The sequence below is a fragment of the Rhodococcus sp. PSBB066 genome (assembly GCF_017068255.1).
GTDB lineage: Bacteria > Actinomycetota > Actinomycetes > Mycobacteriales > Mycobacteriaceae > Rhodococcus > Rhodococcus aetherivorans.
On the sequence record NZ_CP070859.1, the window covers coordinates 942,853 to 958,114 of the forward strand.

The 15,262-nt window shown below is 72.4% G+C and carries 10 protein-coding genes; 2 read left to right on the forward strand and 8 right to left on the reverse strand.

Annotation, left to right across the window (positions count from 1 at the left end; translation table 11 throughout):
- Nucleotides 1-24 precede the first annotated feature (24 nt).
- On the reverse strand, nt 25-993 hold the full coding sequence (gene trxB, locus JYA75_RS04410; RefSeq protein WP_185713361.1) for a thioredoxin-disulfide reductase: 969 nt from the start codon (nt 991-993) through the stop codon (nt 25-27).
- Nucleotides 994-1,244: 251 nt separating this feature from the next.
- Here trxB and JYA75_RS04415 point away from each other — a divergent pair, with 251 nt between their 5' ends.
- Nucleotides 1,245-1,940, forward strand: a complete 696-nt coding sequence (locus tag JYA75_RS04415; RefSeq protein ID WP_029546795.1) for a hypothetical protein — start codon at nt 1,245-1,247, stop codon at nt 1,938-1,940.
- Here the strand turns inward: JYA75_RS04415 and JYA75_RS04420 are convergent.
- Together JYA75_RS04420 and JYA75_RS04425 are read right to left on the reverse strand one after the other, a co-directional pair.
- A complete protein-coding gene (locus tag JYA75_RS04420) occupies nt 1,885-5,100 on the reverse strand; it encodes a BTAD domain-containing putative transcriptional regulator (protein ID WP_203329726.1) in 3,216 nt (1,071 codons plus the stop codon). The two genes, JYA75_RS04415 and JYA75_RS04420, sit on opposite strands and share 56 nt — an antisense overlap.
- A 47-nt stretch (nt 5,101-5,147) precedes the next feature.
- On the reverse strand, nt 5,148-6,347 hold the full coding sequence (locus JYA75_RS04425; protein WP_006934434.1) for an NADH:flavin oxidoreductase: 1,200 nt from the start codon (nt 6,345-6,347) through the stop codon (nt 5,148-5,150).
- An 81-nt stretch (nt 6,348-6,428) separates the two neighbouring features.
- Here JYA75_RS04425 and JYA75_RS04430 point away from each other — a divergent pair, with 81 nt between their 5' ends.
- Nucleotides 6,429-7,004, forward strand: a complete 576-nt coding sequence (locus JYA75_RS04430) for a helix-turn-helix domain-containing protein (protein ID WP_203329727.1) — start codon at nt 6,429-6,431, stop codon at nt 7,002-7,004.
- A 12-nt stretch (nt 7,005-7,016) separates the two neighbouring features.
- On the opposite strand, the gene JYA75_RS04435 is transcribed toward JYA75_RS04430, so the two are convergent.
- The 5 genes from JYA75_RS04435 to JYA75_RS04455 all read right to left on the reverse strand — a co-directional run bounded on the left by JYA75_RS04435 (nt 7,017) and on the right by JYA75_RS04455 (nt 15,175).
- Nucleotides 7,017-7,730, reverse strand: coding sequence for a hypothetical protein (locus JYA75_RS04435; protein WP_029546792.1), 714 nt, complete (start codon nt 7,728-7,730; stop codon nt 7,017-7,019).
- A 52-nt stretch (nt 7,731-7,782) separates the two neighbouring features.
- Nucleotides 7,783-8,328 carry an RNA polymerase sigma factor SigM gene (gene sigM, locus JYA75_RS04440; RefSeq protein WP_006934425.1) on the reverse strand — a complete coding sequence of 182 codons (546 nt, stop codon included), beginning with the start codon at nt 8,326-8,328 and terminating at the stop codon, nt 7,783-7,785.
- Nucleotides 8,329-8,412: 84 nt separating this feature from the next.
- Nucleotides 8,413-12,249, reverse strand: a complete 3,837-nt coding sequence (gene murJ / locus JYA75_RS04445; RefSeq protein ID WP_185713359.1) for a murein biosynthesis integral membrane protein MurJ — start codon at nt 12,247-12,249, stop codon at nt 8,413-8,415.
- Nucleotides 12,246-14,585, reverse strand: a complete 2,340-nt coding sequence (locus tag JYA75_RS04450; RefSeq protein WP_185713358.1) for a DUF6049 family protein — start codon at nt 14,583-14,585, stop codon at nt 12,246-12,248. Before JYA75_RS04450 ends, murJ begins: the two co-directional genes overlap by 4 nt.
- Nucleotides 14,582-15,175 (reverse strand): NUDIX hydrolase, encoded by a 594-nt coding sequence (locus JYA75_RS04455; protein WP_006934418.1) that lies wholly within the window; start codon nt 15,173-15,175, stop codon nt 14,582-14,584. Before JYA75_RS04455 ends, JYA75_RS04450 begins: the two co-directional genes overlap by 4 nt.
- Between the last annotated feature and the right edge of the window lie 87 nt (nt 15,176-15,262).

Consider the following 15,262-nt stretch of genomic DNA (forward strand, 5'->3'; position numbering starts at 1 on the left):
CCTACTCGATGGGTGTGGAAGGGGTCAGTATCCGGCGTTGACGGTGATCGGGTGGCGGTCTTCCTGCTCGGCGAGCCAGCGTTCGGCGTCGAGCGAGGCGGAACAGCCGGTGCCGGCGGCGGTGATGGCCTGGCGGTAGAGGTGGTCGACGAGGTCGCCGGCGGCGAAGACGCCCGGCAGGTTGGTGGCGGTGGTCGGGGTCTGCACCTGGACGTAGCCGGCGTCGTCGAGGTCGATCTGGCCGCGGACGAGTTCGCTGCGCGGGTCGTGGCCGATCGCGACGAACATGCCGGTCACCGGGACGGTGCTGCGCTCGCCGGTGACGGTGTCCTCGAGGACCAGGCCGGTGACGGCGGTGTCGCCGAGCACCTCGACGGGCTTGGCGTTGGTGACGATGCGGATCTTCTCGTTCGCGCGGGCGCGGTCGAGCATGATCTTCGAGGCGCGGAATTCCTCGCGGCGGTGGATGAGGGTGACGCTGCGGGCGAAGCGGGTCAGGAAGGTGGCTTCCTCCATGGCGGAGTCGCCGCCGCCGACGACGGCGATGTCCTGGTCACGGAAGAAGAAGCCGTCGCAGGTGGCGCAGGCGGACACGCCGCGGCCGAGGAGCTGCTCCTCGCCGGGGATGCCGAGGTAGCGCGCGGCGGCACCCATCGCCAGGATGACGGCGCGGGCGTGGTAGGTCTGTCCGTTGGCGACGACCTTCTTGATCGGGCCGGTCAGGTCGAGTTCGTCGACGTCCTCGGTGCGGATGTCGGCGCCGAAGCGCAGGGCCTGCTCGCGCATCTGGTCCATCAGGTCCGGTCCCGTGATGCCCTCGCGGAAGCCGGGGAAATTCTCGACTTCGGTGGTGGTCATCAGGGCGCCGCCGAACTGGGTTCCCTCGAACAGCAGCGGGGACAGCTCGGCGCGGGCGGCGTAGATCCCGGCGGTGTATCCGGCCGGGCCCGAACCGACGATGATCAGGTCGTGGATCGTGGATTCAGTGGTCATGCGAGCCTTCCGGTGTCTGCTGGTACTTCTGTCTGCTGGTACTTCGATACGGGACGGTCGAGCCTGGAGGCCCGTGACCGGGACGTCAGTGGTCCACAAGACGTCAGTGGTCCACAACATGGGTCAACAACAGGGTAAGGGGTGTTGTTCCTCGAGTGCCGTGCGTCACGCCACACCGAGGCGTACCCTGCCCACCCGGACGGCAAACGGACGGCAAGGGAACCGCAAGGCCGAATCGTCACGCTGACGGTATGACCGTAACTCCCGCACTGCTGTACCGCCTCGGCGCGGTGTCCGTCGTCGCCGCGTTCCCGTTGAACCTCGCCGGCGGCCTCCTGCATCCCGTCGTCGACGGCGCCGCGCATTCGGTGCCGGCGCTGTCCGCTCCGATCAATCCCCTCCCCCACGTCCTCCTGCTGTCGGGAACGCTGCTGTTGATGCTCGGTGTGCCCGCGCTGTACGCCTGGGTCGCCGCCGGAACCGGAATGCTCGGTCTCGTCGCGTACGTCACATACTTCCTGTCCTCGGTGCTGGTGGCGTTCTCGCACCTGGTGATCGAAGCCTTCGTCTCCGTGCCGTTCTCGCGCGATCCGGCGACGGCAGGGGCGATCTCCGGGTCGGATACCCTCCTCGACTACGAGCCCTATGTGCTCCTGCAGACCGTCAGCGGACTCGTCTTCATGGGCAGCATGATCCTGTTCGGCATCGCGCTGATCCGTTCGCGTGCGGTACCGGTGTGGATCGGCGCCCTCATGGCGGCGGGCGGTGTCGTTCTCCTGCTGCCGATTCCGGCGATGCCGGGCGTGACCGGACTGGTCGTCGAAATTCCACGCGGTTGCGCGTTCGCGGCGATCGGGCTGTGCGTCCTGTCCGCGACACGACGGAACGGGCTCAACGCCACGCCGCCCACGCCGGGTCGTGCAGTTGTGCCGACACCGTCGCGGTGAGTGTCTCGGCCGCATCGTGGAATCGGTGTGCCGAGTCCGCATCGCCGAGCAGCGCCGCGGTCTCGGCGAGGGCAGCGTCCACGGGGCCGGCGTGGAACGAGCCGGAATCCAGGCCGGCGATGCGGCCGCTGAACGGCAGCAACTGCGCATGGCAGTCCCGGGCCGTCGCCGTGTCCGCGAGCCGGGCCGCGGCACGGGCGCGCAGGCATGTCATGGCCAGCCAGTAGTAGTCGCGCCGGAACGGCCGCTGGGCGCGCCACAACTGCCGCGCCCGTTCGTGTTCACCGCTGTCGAGCAGGGCGAGGACCAACGGGAACCGGACACTGTGCGGCCGTGCCGATTCGAGTGCGGACAACTCGGCGACGAGCGGAGCGAAGTCGTCGCGCGCCGTGGCCACACCGATGCGTCCGACGGTACCGATCCACCGGGCCGAGGCGGTACCCTCCGCCTCGAGTTGTGCTGCGACGGTGTCATATCCGCGCTGTGCGCCGTCCTCGTCGCCGGCGAGGAGGCGCACCAGGGCTCGGAACAGTTCGACCACGCCGAGCAACTGGGAGAGCTGCCGGCCGGCCGCGTACCGCACGGCGAGTTCGGCGTGGCGACGGGCCTCGTCGAGTTCGGTGTCTGCGGCGGCGGCGAGGAACCACTGGAAGTGTGCCTGCGCCTGATACGCGGCGTCCCCCGCGTCGCCGGCGACGGTGAGGAGTTCCGCGGCGATGTCACGCCGCTGCGCCACGAGGTCCGGGCCGTACGCGACGAATCCGAGGGCGTTGAGCGCACGGCAGCGCAGCCCGGCGTCGGCGGTTCCCCGCGCGAGGGCGTGCGCGCGGCGGGCCGCGGCGAGGGCGGCCACCGAGTCGGCGCCCTCGAGTTCGAAGACGGCGGTGACGAGCAGCAGGACCCGGTCGTGGTCGCCGAGGGCGGTGGTGGCGAGGAGTGACTGCACGGGGTCGAGGATGCGCCGGTCCGGTTCGTCGTCGACCCGGACGGTCCAGGTGACCGGCGCGGACCACGAAGTGAGCGCCGCAACGAGGGCCGGCGGGTCACCGATCCGCCGGGCGAGATCCACGGCGCGTTGGCGCACGACGCGTGCGGTGACCACGTCGCCGGTGTGGGCGAGCGCTCCGACGTATCCGGTGAGCAGTGGCAGCAGGCCGTCTTCCGGTACGACGGTGGACATCTCGTGTGCCGACACCGCAGCGCCCCACAGGGTGACCGCATCGGCTCGGGCGCCGAGAGCGTCGGCGCGACGGGCCGCCGCGGTGAGGTGCGCGACGGCGTGGTGGGCGGTGGACGGGGTGGCCGCGAGCGCCGCATGGTGTGCCGTCGCGGCCACCTCGGCCGGCCGCAGGGCGGACAACGCCGCGAGGGCCGCGCCGTGCAGACGGGTGCGCCGGAGGCGTGACTGCCCCGCGTACAGGGTTTCCCGGACGAGATTGTGGGTGAACCGGATCCGCTCGGGTGCGGGTTCCTCGAGCAGGCGGGCGCGCAGGGCCGGCTCGAGTGGCTCGAGGAGGGACTCGAGGTCGGTTCCGCACATCGCGGCGAGCACGTCCAGGTCGGCTTCGCGTCCGAGGGCGGCGGCCGCGGACAGCACGGCGACGGTGGCCTCGGGCAGCGTGTGGATGCGGTGGTGCAGTACGTCGGCGATCCCGGCCGGCACGTCGTGATGGAGTGCCCGGACGCCCCGGTCGGCGATCAGCAGAGCAAATTCTCTGACGAACAACGGATTTCGGTCGGTCCGGGCGACGAGCAACGCCATGTCCTCGGGCGCCAGGGCGACGACGCCGCATTCGCGGACGAGGCGGGCGATGCCGTCGTCGGTCAGCGGGGCGAGGCGGATCTGCCGGCCGGGGCATGCGTTCGTCGCCGCGCGGACGGCGGCGAGTTCGCTCCCCGCCTCGGTGGGCCGATAGGTGGCGACGGCGAGCAGCGGCCGGGTTCGCAGGGCGGCGAGGGTGAGGCGCAGCAGGTGCAGGGTCGGTTCGTCGGCGCGGTGCATGTCGTCGAAGACGAGCAGCAGCGGACGGTCGGCGGCGATGCGGCCGAGGTGCCGCGTGAGCGAACGGGCGAGCCCGAACGTGTCGAGGCCGGTGCCGGGCACGGCCAGCCGGGACGTCATCGTGGCCGTGCCGTCGGGGTCGGTGTGGGCGAGGGCGTCGAGGATCTCGATCCAGGGCCACCCCGGTGGCGCTCCGTCCACCTCGGGGCAGTTGCCGCGGGCAACCTGCCAGCCGTCGCCCTCGAGGGCGCCGGCGAGCAGCGTGGTGAGATGGGTCTTGCCCGCCCCGGGTTCCCCGGCCAGCCACGTCAGACGCGTCTCACCGCGGGCGGCGCGTCCGGCCTCGTCCAGCAGGACGCCGAGTTCGGCGGGGCGGACGTGGTCGGCGATCGGCGCTCGGTCCCGGGCAGGACCGGCCGTACCGGTGAGGATCTCGTGCTCGGCGGCCCGTAGTGCCGGACCGGGGTCGAGGCCCAGTTCGGTGGCCAGGTACTGCCGCGAGCGGCGGATGACGGCGAGGGCGTCGGCCGGGCCGTCGGCGCGGTACCGGGCGCGCGCCAGGAGCCCGACGGCGCGTTCGCGGCCGGGGTCCGCCGCGACGATGTCGCTCAGCGACGCGATCAGCGGCGCGACGGGAGCACCGAGTTCGAGCGCGGTCTCGGCGTACTGTTCCACCGCCGTGCGGCGCAGTTCCCCGAGCCGGTCGGATTCGATTGCCGCCCAGGGATATCGATCGATGTCGGGCAGCGGATCCCGCCACCGCTCGAGGGCCTGCCCGAGGTGCCGGAGCCGGTCGTGGGGTGCGGTGACGGCGCGGGTGACGGCGTCCTCGAACGCCCACGCGTCCACCGCGGCGACAGGCAGGTTCAGCGCGTACCCGGCGGCGCTCCGTGGCAGCGGGTCGTGGCCCGGACCGAGCACCCGGCGCAGGTGGGAGATGTGCGCCTGCAGCGCCGCCACCGGTTTGGCCGGCGGTGCCCCGCCCCACAGGTCCTCGACGAGCCGGTCGGCGGAGACCGGGTGCCCGCGTGCCGCCACCAGCCGGGCGAGCAGCGCACGACGGACGGGACCGCCGAGGGCGACGGGCTGCCCGTCGACGAGCGCGGCGACGGCGCCCAGCACCCGCACCTGCACGGGCGGGGTCGTCGCGTTCGTCACCGCCCACCGTCCATGGTGTTGCAGGATAGCTGCGGGCCGGCGCCCCGTCAGGTGCTGTGCTCCACGTCGCGCAGGGATTCGCGCACGACGCACCGGGTTCCGGTGTAGATGGTGGGCATGCACTTGTTGCAGTGGATGCACAGCCCTTCGCGCACGTGCTCGTCCCGGAACTTGTTGACGAGGTACGGGTCTCGCAGCAGCGCCCGGCCCATCGCGACGAACTCGAATCCCTCGTCGAGCGCGTTCTCGATGGTGTCGATCCGGTTGATGCCGCCGAGGAGGATGAGCGGGGTGCGCAGCTCGGAACGGAACTGCCGAGCCATCGGGCGGAAGAACGCCTCCTCGAAGGGGTAGGTCGGGAAGAGCCGCGGCCCGTAGAACCGCAGTCCCAGCCCGACGAGCCTGGGCTGGGACGCGACGAACTCGGCCAGCGGGACGTCGCCGCGGAAGAAGTACATGCCGTTGAGCAGGGAGCTGCCGCCGGTGAGTTCCATCGCGTCGATGTGGCCGTCGGATTCGATCAGCCGCGCCATGGGCAGGCTCTCGTGGAGCCACAGTCCCTTGGGGACGCCGTCCGTCATGTTGAACTTGACGATGACGGCGACCGAGTCGCCGGCCGCCTTGCGGACCGCCTCGAGAACGCGCCGGGGAAACGCGGTTCGGTTCTCGAGACTGCCGCCGTAGCGGTCGCTGCGCTTGTTGAGATTCGGGCTGAGGAACGAGCTGAGCAGATAGTTGTGTCCCAGGTGCACCTCGAGCGCGTCGAATCCGGCCTCGACGGCGCAGCGGGTCGCGTTCTCGTAATCGGTGACGACCTGATCGAGCTGCGCGAGACTCGCGCCCCGCACCAGGCCCATGGCGGGGGCGCTGATGCGGGTGGACGGGGCGAGGGTCTTCGTCCCGTTGGAGATCTGATTGGCGACGAGTCCGGCGTGCCCGATCTGCGCCGAGGCGAGCGCGCCCTCCGCGTGCACGGCGTCGGTGAGGCGGCGCAGACCCGGCACGGTGTCGCGGTCGAGGACGACGGTGTTGCGGTGTACGCGCCCGCCGGGTGCGACGGCGCAGTACGCGACGGTGGTCAGTGCGGTGCCGCCGCGGGCGACCTCGGCGTGGAACTCGACGAGTTCGTCGGTGACGCGACCGCCGGGCATGACGCCCTCGAACGTCGCGGCCTTGAGGATGCGGTTGCGCAGGGTGAGCGGTCCGAGCCGAACGGGTTCGAACACGGCGGGTCGCGACGAGGTCATGCCCCTACTTTCGATGCCAGTGGTTCTGTAACGTGTTGCAACTATAGTGCCGCGCCGTGCCGTGCACCACAATTACCGGTGATGACCGCATCCCACCGCTCCCCCACGCCCGCCGGCCGCCCCCGCGATCCGCGCATCGACGCCGAGGTCCTCGCCGTGACCCGCGCGATGCTACTCGAGGTCGGCTGGGAACACCTGAGCCTGCGCGGCATCGCGGCCCGGGCCGGGGTGAGCCGGGCGGCCCTCACCCGGCGGTGGCCGTCGAAGGTGCACCTCGTGCTCGACTCGCTTCTCGGTTCCGCGCCGGACCTGACCCCGATGCACGGGACGGACCGCCGCGGCTGGATCGAATGGGTCGTCAGGGGCAGCGCGGACCTGTTCGCCCGCCCCGACGTCCGCGCCGCCCTGCCCGGGCTCATCGCCGCACTCCGCGATCACGACGATCTGCGGAACACCCTGTGGCGCACCTTCAGCGGCCCCAGCACGGCACTGTTCTCCCACGGCGACGGCTCCTCTCCCGCCGACCTCGACGCACGTGCCGTGCTCGTCCTCGCCGCGGGTGCGGCGCTGTTCGCGAGCATCGTTGCGGCCGAGGACGACACGTCCGCCCTGCGGGAGCGGATCCTCGATCTGTTGCTGCCCGCCGCGGACGGTTGAACTCCTTGCGACTCAGCCGATCTGACGGATCACCAGAGTCGCCGGATCGGAAGCGCCGCATCCCGTGCCCACCACCAGTGCCGTCAACCGCGGCGACGCGGCATCACCCAGGACCAGCGCGACCGCCTCCCGGCCGTCGAACCGGATCGTGCGTGACCCCAGCAGTGGCCGGGATTCGTCGATGCCGTTGGCCTCGAGGCATTCTCGAAGTACTGCGTGATCCGACAGCGGGCCGGGGTCGGACGCGCCGATCATCGCGCGCCAGGTCGCCGGGTCGAGCACGTCGGCACCGGGTGCAGCAGAAGCCGGTGCAGCAGAAGCCGGCGCGGCAGCGGCGGGCGCGGCCATCGGCGCCGCGGCATCGGGGCGTCCGGCGCCGTGGGCGGTAACGGCGAATCCGATCGCCACCGCGGCCGCAGCCCCCGTCCCGGCCGCGGCGAGCAGCCACCGTCGCCGTCGACGCGCGGCGGCGTCGGCGGTCAGGGCCGCATCGATCCGGGCCGCCACTTCCGGCGGGATCGGCGGGCTCTCAACACCTTCGGCCGCACCGAGGGCCCGGAGCCGGCGGCTGACGGAGTCGAGCGCGGCGATCACCGCCATGGCGTCCGGATCCCGCCGCACCGCCGGCCACAATCCGGCGGTGACGTCGTCGTCCAGGACCCCGGCGTGCAGGTCGGCGAGCAGGTCGGCAGAATACGGCGGCCGCGGCAGCTCGTCCTCGGTCATCCGCCGTCCTCCCCGCCTTCCGGTGCCCTCACCAGGATAAGACGGCCGCCGATCACGATCGGTTCCCCGTATCCCGCAGGTCACCGAGAAGCACCGCGAGCCGACGGCGCCCGCGCGCGCAGCGGCTCTTGACCGTGCCCTCGGGAACGCCGAGCCGCCGGGCCGCCTCGCTCACCGGCCAGCCCTCCACGTCGACCGCGACGACCGCGGCGCGTTGCTCCGGTGGCAGGGTGAACAACGCCGCCTCGATATCGAGCGCGATCTCCCGCTCCGCGATGCGATCCCGTTCGTCGCGGGCATCGGTGCCGTCGTCGTACAGCGGGACGGTCGGTCGCGCCTTGTTGCGCCGGATGCGGTCCAGGCACGCGTTCACCACGATGGTGTGCAGCCAGCTGCGGACCGCCGCGGTGTTCCGGAATTTCCCCGCCGTACGATGCGCCGACAGTAACGCCTCCTGCAGGGCGTCCGCGGCATCCTCGGGCGAATAGCTGGTGCGGCGCGCCACCTGCCACAGATGGTCGTAGTGCCGTTCGAGCAGTTGCGCGAACGCGCGTCGGTCCCCCGCCGCGTGCGCCGCGAGTAACTCGGCGTCGGACACGGCAATTCCTGCGATCCCCCCCCAAAATTCGCACGCGCGGATGGTAGCCGATCGAGGTGGGCGACCGGAGGCGCGTGCGCCGGGCTATTCGGCGGCGGTGAACGTCACCTCGGCGATCGAGCTCTTGTTGCCGCCGCCGGACGTGCTCAGCCCCGTGATCCACACCAGCACATCGGAGGTGCGGCCCTCGGCCTCGACGGGGATCTCCGTGACGCCGGACCGCAGCGTCGCCGAGCCGATCACCTGGGTCTGGTCCAGGGAGGCCTGGTCCGACGGTGCGCTGCGGATCTCGACCTTCGTGCCCGGGCTGTCCGACGTCACCGACACCGACGAGAGCGCGGCCGGCTCGGCGAGCGCCACCATCAGTCCCACACCGTTCTTCAGGGCGGGAAACGGCTGGAAGTAGGCGTCGGTGCTCCACTCCGTCGACGGATCACCGTCGATGGCCAACCGCGCCGTCGCCGGCGAATCCGGGGTGCCCTGCGGGGAGAACACCGACACCGCCGATGCCGCCACCGGTCCGGCCGCTGCGGCCGGGGCCGGCGCCTGGGCGACCGGCTCCGACGGCGCCTCGGAGGTCGGGGTGAGGCCGAAGTCCTGGCTCGTGAGCGGCTCGTCGGAGTTGCCTCCGGCGAGCAGGTTCGCGATCCACCAGCCGATCAGGGCGAGGAGCACCACCGTGGTGATGCCGAGGCCGACGAGCGCGAACAGCATCCGCTCGGATCGCTTCTTCTCCTCGGCGAGAGCCTCCGGGTCCGCGAGGGCGTGGTCGGTGGCGCCGGCACTGCGCTGGCCGAGCCGCAGCGCCGGGATCATGTCGGTCTTCTGGTCCACGACCGAGGCCTGGCCGAGGATGTGCTGCACGGTGGCCGCGGTCCGGATTCCGCCGTCGGCGGCGAGCGCACGCACCGCCACCGCGGAGATCTCGAACGGCACCTCCGGCCGCAGCGTGTGGGGCTCGACCGCGATGCCCTCGGCGGTCAGGTCCGCCGGACGCATCCCGCCGATCGTGCCGCCGGTGTGCGCCGGGGGCTGCTCCCCGGGCGCGGCCTGTTCGGGCAGCGGCCAGCGGGCGGTGATCAGGCCGTAGAGGCTCGCGCCGAGGCCCCGGACGTCGGAGGTCACGTCCGCGTCGGCGAAGGTGGCGGGGAAGGCCAGCACCGCGTCGCCGGCGACACTGATGCGGATCCGGTCGGGGTGATCGATCGAGAGGGCGCCGCCGCTGCGGTGCGCGGCCTCCGCCGCGGCCGCGAGGGCCTGCACAGCGCGGGCCGCGCCGAGCGGGGACGGCTCGGTGCCGGACATCTCGCGCAGCGAACGACCGGGCGTCCACTCGGCGACGACGATGCCGCCCGAGCTGCCGCGGACCACGTCGAGCACCCGTGCGAGCCCCGGTGAGTTGATCCGGCCCAGCCGCAGGGTGCGCGACAGGATGGCCTGCGGACCGTCGGGACCGGTCACGTCCCCGGCGCGCTGCTCGGCGTCGACGAACGTCAGCGCCACCTCGCGGTCGAGCTTGACGTCCTGCGCCTGCCAGAAACGCAGACCGCGCGCGCCGCCGTGCGGGGCGAGCAGACGGTAGCGGCCACCGGCGACCGACGCGCCGGGGATCAGCTTCGGCCCGCGCATCGGGGTGCGCGGCGCGGACCCCGGCACACGCAGCGGAGGCAGCTGGGGTGAGCCGATCGGGATGACGCCGGTGTCGACGTGGGGATCGCGGCGGGGCCGGCCGGCACCGGAGCGGTTCTCGGCGGGGCTGCCGGCGGACTTCTGCGGCGAGGCGGAACGGTCGGGGATGCCGGCCTGCGGGGACTGCGTCGACGTGCCGTCGGCGTCCGTGGACACCGAACCCGGGTCCGTCGATGCGGACTCATCGACCGTGGACTTACCGGTAGCGTGGTCGTCGCTCACCCTCACTCCTTCTTGTTCGACTCGCCCGCCCCGGAGGTAACCGGGAGGCCGTCCGGCATCCGCGAACCGGCGCGATCCGTCCCGGGTGGTACGAACCTGCCGTCGACCAGGGTACGGGAGTTGCCGGTGTGCATCGATGTGGCTCGGCACGTCCCTGATCGCGGGAATCACCTCGGTGACCGCGTCGTACGGGGCCACCCCGTAGTCGCCGTAGTCCAGGCGCGGCAACACGATGGTCTTCTCGGCCTCCGATTCCTCGAAGCGGGCCGCCTCGAGTTCGGCGATCTCGTCGGCATCCGCCTCGGCGACGGCCGGCTCGACGGGCGTGCGTCCGCGCAGCGCGTCGACCTTGCGCCGGACCGCCGCGGTGATCGCCAGGATCTCGGGCACCTTCAGCAACCACATCACCGTGAGGGTCACCAGCAGCATCAGCGCGCCGGTGATCGCGACCCGCACCATCGAGCCGATGCCGCCGAACCGGTCGCTCAGCGCACCGAGCCGCAGCAGCCGATCGGTGAGCAGCATCGCCCCCGAACCTGCGGCCGAGGCGATCACCACGTGCCACACGGTCCGGCCCACGTTCGCCATCCGCAGGTCGCCGAGGGCGCGGTGCAGCAGGAAGCCGCCGATGCACGCCCCGACGGTGAAGGCCAGGCCGGTCGCCACGCCCAGCAGCAGCACCACCTGGTCGTCGTTGCGGGCGACGACGGGCGCGATCGCGGACAGGCCGATCTTCACGGCGGTGATGCCGAGGATGATCCACGTGGGGGTCCACGCCTGCTCGCGTGCGTAGAACACGCGCAGATGGATGAGGACGAGGGCGTACGGGATCAGGGTGAACGCCGACCAGCTGACCGCCTGGCCCAGCCGTTCGGCGTTGCCCTCGCCGAAGCTGCCGTAGCCGTACAGGGCCGTGCCGATCTGCGGGCCGGCGACGGTGAAGAACACGACGATCGGGATCAGCGCGATCATCGTCAGCCGGGTCGCGACCGACAGGTCGTCCACCACCGCGGGGGTGTCCTCCTCGGCGGCGTTGCGGCTCAGCCGCGGCATGATCGCGGTGAGCACCGTGACGCCGAGGACGCCGTACGGCAGCTGCAGCAGCAGCCACGCGTTGTTGTAGATCGCCGGGCCGGCCGCGTCGGCGCTCGACGAGACGTGTGTCGCGAACACCATGCCGGCCTGGCTGATGAGCACGTACAGCACGATGGCCGCGGCCATGCCGCCGAACTGGCGCAGCCGGTCGTCGAGCCCCCACAGCGGCTTGAGGCTGATCCCCTCGCGGCGCAGCGCCGGCACCAGGGACATCGCCTGGGTCACCACACCGAGGGTGACGCCGCAGCCGAGCAGCAGCAGGTGCGGGTCGCTCATGCGCACCGGGTCGAGGGTGATCTCCCCGGGCAGCAGGAAGTACAGGACCAGGACCGTGATGACGACGATGTTGTTCAGCACCGGCGCCCACGCGCCCGGTTTGAACACCTGCCGCGTGTTCAGGATGGCGGTCAGCAGCGCCGACAGGCCGTAGAACAGGATCGCCGGCAGCAACAGATACGTCAGCGCCGTGGTCAGCGTCGTCGACACCTTGCCCGTGTCGTCGAGGAAGAACCGGGTGACGAGGACCGGCGCCGCGGCGGTGGCCAGCAGGGCGGCGAGGCCGAGCACGGTGACGGAGACGGTGAACAGGCGCCGGACGAACGCCGTACCGCCGTCCGGGTCCTCGCGTTCCGCGCGGACCAGCACCGGCACGACGATCGAGGTGAGGACGGCGCCGAGCACCAGCTCGGAGATCATGTTCGGGATCTGGGCGGCCACCGTGTACGAGCTCGCGACGGCGGCGCCGAGCAGGGTCAGCAACAGCACCTGCTTGACGAAGCCGGTGATGCGGCTGATCAGGGTCGCGAAGGCGATCGAGCCGGTCGCGGCGAGCAGGCCGGGGTTCTTGCGCGGGACCGGCTCCGCCGCCGCGGGGGCGGGCGGGGCGACGTCCTCACGGGTGGGGTTCCCGGTCATCGTTTCTCGTACCCTTCGTCGGCTGGATCGGGCTCGCCGCGGAAGCGGTGCAGGAGACGACGGCCCGCCAGGAACAGCAGCAGCGCCCCCGCACAGCCGGTGACGATCGCGAGAACCTGGCCGTACGCGTTGGACCGTACCGTCACGTTCGTCGGGGTGCCGAGCGGCAGCCCGGACTCCGTGGTCAGGGCGAACTCGACACCGATCTTCCGCGAGTCGCTGATCTGCGCCGGCACCGTGAGGGTGCGGCTGCCGCGCGGGGGCAGCTGGGTGGGCCCGATGTCGGTGATCTTCATCGCCGACGGCGCGTCCACGTGCAGCCGCACGGTGATGCCCACGGGCAGATCGTTGCGCGCGACCAACAGTAGGGGACTCTGTTCCGAGGTCAGCGTGTAGACACCGCCCGGTGAGAGCACGGTCACTCCCGCGAACATCCCGTCGACGGCGTCGCGTACCTCCTCGCCGCGCTGCCCCGCGTCGCGCGCGGCGGCGCCGGGGTCGGGCCCGCGCCGGCCCGCCAGGCTCATCGCGCGCAGCAGGTCCTCGCGCAGCGGTGCGGTGAACTGCTGCGGTGTCAGCTGCGCCTGCGGATCCTCGACGAGCGCCTCCTGGAACGAGTCGAGCCGGGGTGCCTGCTCGCGGGCCGCGTCGATCACCTCCGCCGACGCACCGTCGACGATGGCCTGCTCCGGGTAGGACAGCGCGACGGTGGGGGCGTCCCCGGCGGCGGGTGCGAACAGGGTGTCGAACGGACGCGGGGTGGCCAGGCCGGAGCGGATCAGGGTGCCGACCATCGACAGGACCGCGGCGGCGTCGTCGCCGGACGCACTCCACGACTGCGGCGGCACGAACAGCGCGGAGCCCGGGGCCGCGGACGCGCCGTCGCCGGTGGACACGGTCCGGGTGGCGCTCTCCGACGTGCGCAGCGCGGACCAGCTCAGGGCGCCCAGCGCGTCCTGCAGCCGGGCGCCCGGGGAATCCTCGGTGAGGTCGTAGCGGGCGTCCTCGGCGGTGAACGACGGCGTCTGGGGAGCGTCGCCCAGCGCGGCGAGCGCGGTGGCGGCGGCGCTGTCGAACAGGACCGTGGACAGGCCGTCCACCCCCCGCACGGGCATCGGACCCGTGCCCGCGTCCGAGTCCGCGGCGTCGACCGCCGTGTCGGCGAGCAGGGTCTTCACCGGGCCGTCGGCGGCGAGCAGCGCCCCCGCCTGCTCGGTGAGCACCCCGGCGTCGGGCCAGACCACGTCCTCCCGGGTCGTGGTGATCCCGAGGATCGTGTTCACGATCTCGGTCGGTGCGGCGAGCGCGGGCCCGGCGAGAGAGGCGTCGTCGAGTTCGGCGAGGGCGGCCACGTCGACCTGGGCGAAGGGCACCGCGACCGTGCACATCGACGCGGCCAGGGTGCGCAGCCGTTCCAGCCACGCGACGGCCGCGGCCGTCCCCTCCCCGTCGTGGGCGTCGCCCCTCGGTTCGGCCGTGTCCTCGACCACCAGGTAGCCGCGGGTCATGTTGGCGACGGTGACGAGCAGATCGGGGTCGACGGCCAGGCACATCGCGTCGGCGACGCGGCGGTCCTCGGCGGTGGCCGCGCGCTCGGCGGCGTCGAGCAGTCCGTCGAGCCGGCCGCCGTCGGCGAGCGACGTCGCGAGGTCGTCGTCGACGAGACGGACCGGGTCCGTCGCCGATCCGGGCACCCCCGCCGCGAGGCGCGGCCGGTCCGCGAGCGGCCACAGCATGGTGACCCCCACGGGTGCGGACGTGTCCGGGGGCACGGGCCGGCTCTCGCTGCTCTCGCCCGCGGGCACCCCCAGCACGGGCAGCAGGAACCGGGCGTCGTCGAGCCGTGCCTGACCGCCGTACTCGGGAGCGCCGTTGACGTTGACGAGCAGCGGATACACCCCGGGGGTGTCGATACCCAGCGAAGGGCTGTCGGCCGAGCGCAGCGCCAGCTCGAGGCGGAACTGCCGCTCCTCACCCCGCTCGAGGACGTCGGTGACCGATTCGAACGGCCCGGTGCGGTCGTAGGCGGTCTGATCCCACGTCAGCGCCGTGCGCAGCTCCTCGGCGGAGCCGACCGCCGGGGCGCGCTGCAGCCGCACGGCGATGTCCTCGACATCGCGGTCGCCGACGTTCTCGAGCGTGCCGGTCACGGTCACCACCGGCTCGCTGCTGGTGGACATCGTCGTCGGCGTCACCGAGTCGATGCGCAGCTCGAGGAAGCGCGGGGCGTCGGACGCGTCGCTGCGCGGCTGGGCGACGGCCACACCCGCCGTCGTCAGGACGAGCGCGAGCACGGCGAGAACGGCCGCCGCGGCCCGGCGAGCTGCCGAGGTCATCCGAGACGGGCCTCCGGTCCGCCGGGTCCGAGCAGCATCGACGGATCCATCTCGGCGATCAGCTGGTCGGCGACGTCGGCGAGCCTGCGCTCGTCCGCGTACGCCAGGCGCGAGCGCAGCTCCGGCAGCGGCACCCAGGCCACCTCGGTGACCTCGACGTCGGCGTCGGAGAGCTCGCCGTCGAGGTAACGCAGCAGGTAGTGGTGCACGGTCTTGTGGACGCGCCGGCCCTCGGTGACGAACCAGTAGTCGATGCTGCCGAGCGTAGCGAGGACGGTGCCGTGGATCCCGGTCTCCTCGTGGACCTCGCGCATCGCCGTCTGCTCGGCGGTCTCGCCCTTCTCGATGTGTCCCTTCGGCAGCGACCACAGCAGCCGGCCGCGCCGGTCCGTGCGGCCGATCAACGCCGCGCACAACTTGTCGGGGGGCCCGCCGAGGCCGTCGACCACCAGTCCCCCGGCCGATGTCTCGCGGACCGTGCGCAGGTGAGGCTTCGCCGCGTCGGAGGTGGCCCGGCCACCGGACTTGGCGCCCGCGCCACGCCGCCGCGAGGTGCGGCGGTTGCGGTTGGCACGTTCTGCGGGCGACACCTCATCGATACTAGTTGGCGGGACGTGCCCGGCGGTCCAACCAGGCACGTCCGGATCGCGCGACTGCGCGTTCGGCCACCTCGGTAA

What these genes read in the sequence shown, in the direction of transcription:
- murJ (WP_185713359.1), bottom strand. Translation starts at nt 12,249, where the DNA reads ATGACCGGGAACCCCACCCGTGAGGACGTCGCCCCGCCCGCCCCCGCG.
- JYA75_RS04425 (WP_006934434.1), bottom strand. Translation starts at nt 6,347, where the DNA reads ATGACCTCGTCGCGACCCGCCGTGTTCGAACCCGTTCGGCTCGGACCG.
- JYA75_RS04435 (WP_029546792.1), bottom strand. Translation starts at nt 7,730, where the DNA reads ATGACCGAGGACGAGCTGCCGCGGCCGCCGTATTCTGCCGACCTGCTC.
- trxB (WP_185713361.1), bottom strand. Translation starts at nt 993, where the DNA reads ATGACCACTGAATCCACGATCCACGACCTGATCATCGTCGGTTCGGGC.
- JYA75_RS04450 (WP_185713358.1), bottom strand. Translation starts at nt 14,585, where the DNA reads ATGACCTCGGCAGCTCGCCGGGCCGCGGCGGCCGTTCTCGCCGTGCTC.
- JYA75_RS04430 (WP_203329727.1), top strand. Translation starts at nt 6,429, where the DNA reads ATGACCGCATCCCACCGCTCCCCCACGCCCGCCGGCCGCCCCCGCGAT.
- JYA75_RS04415 (WP_029546795.1), top strand. Translation starts at nt 1,245, where the DNA reads ATGACCGTAACTCCCGCACTGCTGTACCGCCTCGGCGCGGTGTCCGTC.